We start from the raw sequence: 3,443 nt of genomic DNA on the forward strand, positions 1-3,443 counted from the left end.
TTTTTTTAACTTTTATTAGCTAAGTACCTGTGCGAGTAATTCAATTGGGTGTTTTGGTTTAAATTTCTCAAAACGTTTAACTTGGCTACGACAAGAAAAGCCCGTAGATAAAAGTTGCTCTGGTTTATTTTTATCTACAATTGGTTTCCAACTCATTTCATAAAGCGCACGTGAGTTATCTTGATTTTGTGCTTCGTGGCCATAAGTTCCCGCCATTCCACAACAACCTGTATTTGTTGTTTTTAATGTTAAACCAATATCATTGAAAATTGTTTGCCAAACATTTGCCGCTTTTGGCAATGCAGTTGTTTCAGTACAGTGACTCAGTAATGTAAATTCGGTATCTGTATTTTGCTGTGCGCTTAGTGATTTAAACGATTGTGTTTCGAGCCATTCATGGGCAAGTTGCACGTTAAATTCACCACGGTTATTTTCTAAAATTGTATTATATTCATCGCGGTAACACATAACTAGTGAGGCATCTAAACCGACTAACGGTGCATTGATATCATTTAATTTATTTAAAAACTCGGCTGCATTTTTAGCTGTAACTTTAAATTCATGCAAAAAACCTTTTACGTGTTGCGGTTTACCATTTGGTTTAAAAGGTAATAGCATTGGTTTTTTGCCAAGTTGGGTTATTAAAGTAATAAAACTTTCTACTAGTTCTGCTTCGTAAAAGCTCGTAAATGGGTCTTGTACTATTAATACATATTCACTTTGTTGCTCTGCATTTAATTTATTTAATAAATCAAAATCAAATTTTTGTGTTTTAGTAATACGCTTTGAAAGTGCAGGAATACTTAACTGTGGTGTATCAACATAGCCAACTGTTTTTTTTATAACATTGCTTACTAATGATGTTTTAACAATTGGATTTATGACTTTAGCGAACTTTGCCATTAATGGCGCGCTGTTTTCTATGTTACCAACAAGGTAATCTTTTAGCGGGCGTGCATAATAACTATGATAATAATTTAAAAAGCGCGAACGAAAAGTGGGTACATCTACTTTAATTGGACATGCTGTTGTACATGCCTTACACGCTAAACATTCATCCATTGACGCTTTTACTTCGTGAGAAAAGTCGTAAATACCTTTTCGTTTTTCGCGGCTATGAACGAAACGTTCCCACCAGGTGATTACTTCACCTTTGTTAAGTTGCTTTTCTACTTCGAGCAAATCTACATTTTTTGACTCTTGTAATCGAAGCCACTCGCGCATTAAACTTGCGCGTCCTTTTGGTGAATTACGGCGATCGCCAGTTACTTTATACGATGGACACATAGGTGAATTTTCATCGTAATTAAAGCATATGCCATTACCATTACAGGTCATTGCATTGTTAAAACTGGTTTTAACTTCTATTGATATTTGCTTATCGAAGTGCGATCTCTTTTGTCCATCTACACTAACTAGTGAGTCTTCACTATCGATAGGAGTACATATTTTGCCGGGGTTAATACGGTTGTTAGGATCGAAAGCTGTTTTTATTTTACGAAGTTGTGTATATAAATGCTCACCAAAAAATTCAGGGCTGTATTCACTTCGGTAACCTTTACCGTGCTCGCCCCACATTAAACCGCCGTACTTAGCGGTTAGTTTTACGACCTGATCTGAAATAGTTCTAAGTAGTTTTTCTTGTTCTGGGTCGCACATATCAAGTGCTGGGCGTACATGTAAAACCCCCGCATCAACATGGCCAAACATACCATACTGTAAATTATGACTGTCGAGTAATGCTCTAAATTCGACAATATAATCTGCTAAATTTTCAGGCGGTACTGCAGTGTCTTCTGCAAAGGCGAGCGGTTTTTGGCTGCCTTTTACATTACCTAATAAACCCACTGACTTTTTACGCATTGCGTAAATTTTTAGTATATCGCTTTTATCACTGGTTAACTGATAACCAATAACGCCATTAGTTTGATTTATTACGCATTCATCTAGAAGCTTACAAAGCGTGTCTACTTTGTCTTTTATATCATCGTTTGATACTGCATTAAACTCGACCATGTTAAGGCCTTGCATATCTTTATTTGGTACGTCGGTTATTAAGTCCGATACTAAATTCCAAATGATGTCTTCACGCGCTAAGTTTAAAACTTTGCTATCTACGGTTTCTACCGATGTTGCGCGTGCATCAACTAAAAACGGTGAATGACGAAGTGCTGAGTCAAAACTATCGTACTTGATATTTATAAGGGTTTTAAATTCAGCAATCGGTGTTAGGTTTAATTTAGCTTCAGTTACTATACCTAATGAGCCTTCTGAACCTGTTATTAGTCGGCTCATGTCAAAAGTAAGTAAGTCATCACTTAGTACATGCTCTAGGTCGTAGCCGGTTAAAAACCTATTTAACCGTGGAAACTTAGCTAAAATAGCTGCGCGTTCATTAACTGAAATATCTAAAACTGTTTTATATAAACTACCAATTAAAGAGTCTTGCTCGGCTATAATTTTTGCTTTGTCGATGTCTATTGGGGAGGTACACATAGGTGTGCCATCGACTAAATAAGTTGTAAGCCCTAAAACATGATCGCTTGTTTTTCCGTAAACTAACGAACCTTGCCCAGAGGCGTCAGTACTTATCATTCCACCAATAGTTGCCCTGTTACTAGTAGATAAATCGGGTGAGAAGAAAAAACCATAAGGTTTTAAGAAGTCATTAAGTTGATCTTTTATTACGCCGGTTTGAACGCGTACCCAGCCTTCTTCTACATTTATTTCGAGGATTTCGCGCATATAGCGAGACAAATCTACAACAATACCAGGTGTTAACGATTGTCCGTTAGTGCCTGTTCCACCGCCACGAGGACCAAAAGTTAATGATAAAAACGGGTCGCGAGATGCTGTTTGCAATGCGAGCTGAATATCTTTTTCACTTTTTGGAAAAATAACACCTTGCGGTATTTGCTGATACACACTGTTATCGGTTGAAGCGGTAATACGCGTTGCATAACTTGCGTCGGTATCTCCGGTAAAACCTTGGCTTGTAATGGTATTTAGGTAGTTAGCGACAAGTTCTGTCGCGGCATCTTGCTGTGTAATTGTTGCTATCATGACGGCGATATTTTAGGGCATTTGACTAATTATATCATGGTGATGGCGAATAGAAATTGAAGATTTTACAGTTTGTAACACTCTTTTAGTCGATTTTAATGCAGCTTAAATTATACTCAAGTTAACAAGTAATGAGGTGTGTTATATGAAAAAATTACTATTACAGATCAGTGGCGTGTTATTTATTTTGCTAGGATTATTTTTTGCGATTGTACCTGGCCCTTCACTTATATTTTTTATGGCGGGTTTATTATGCTTTTCGTTTTACTATCCTAAAGCGCGACATTACTTATCATTTTGTCAAAAGGCGTTAACTAAATCATGTGCCTATTTAGATAAAAAATTAGCCCGTTAATTTACTTTTAATTGAGTATATAAAA

Annotated in this window: 2 protein-coding genes; one reads left to right on the forward strand and one right to left on the reverse strand. The window is 36.6% G+C overall.

Annotated elements, in window-relative coordinates; genetic code table 11:
- Window positions 1–15: 15 nt before the first annotated feature.
- Window positions 16–3,063: an FAD-binding and (Fe-S)-binding domain-containing protein gene (locus tag P20495_RS06765; protein ID WP_008137381.1), complete on the reverse strand. Its 3,048-nt coding sequence runs from the start codon at window positions 3,061–3,063 to the stop codon at window positions 16–18.
- Between the two features lie 145 nt (window positions 3,064–3,208).
- Between P20495_RS06765 and P20495_RS06760 the strand changes: the two genes are divergently transcribed.
- Window positions 3,209–3,418, forward strand: coding sequence for a PGPGW domain-containing protein (locus P20495_RS06760; RefSeq protein ID WP_007583189.1), 210 nt, complete (start codon window positions 3,209–3,211; stop codon window positions 3,416–3,418).
- Window positions 3,419–3,443: the final 25 nt, after the last annotated feature.

The organism is Pseudoalteromonas sp. BSi20495, assembly GCF_000241185.1.
GTDB classification, from domain to species: Bacteria; Pseudomonadota; Gammaproteobacteria; order Enterobacterales; family Alteromonadaceae; genus Pseudoalteromonas; species Pseudoalteromonas fuliginea.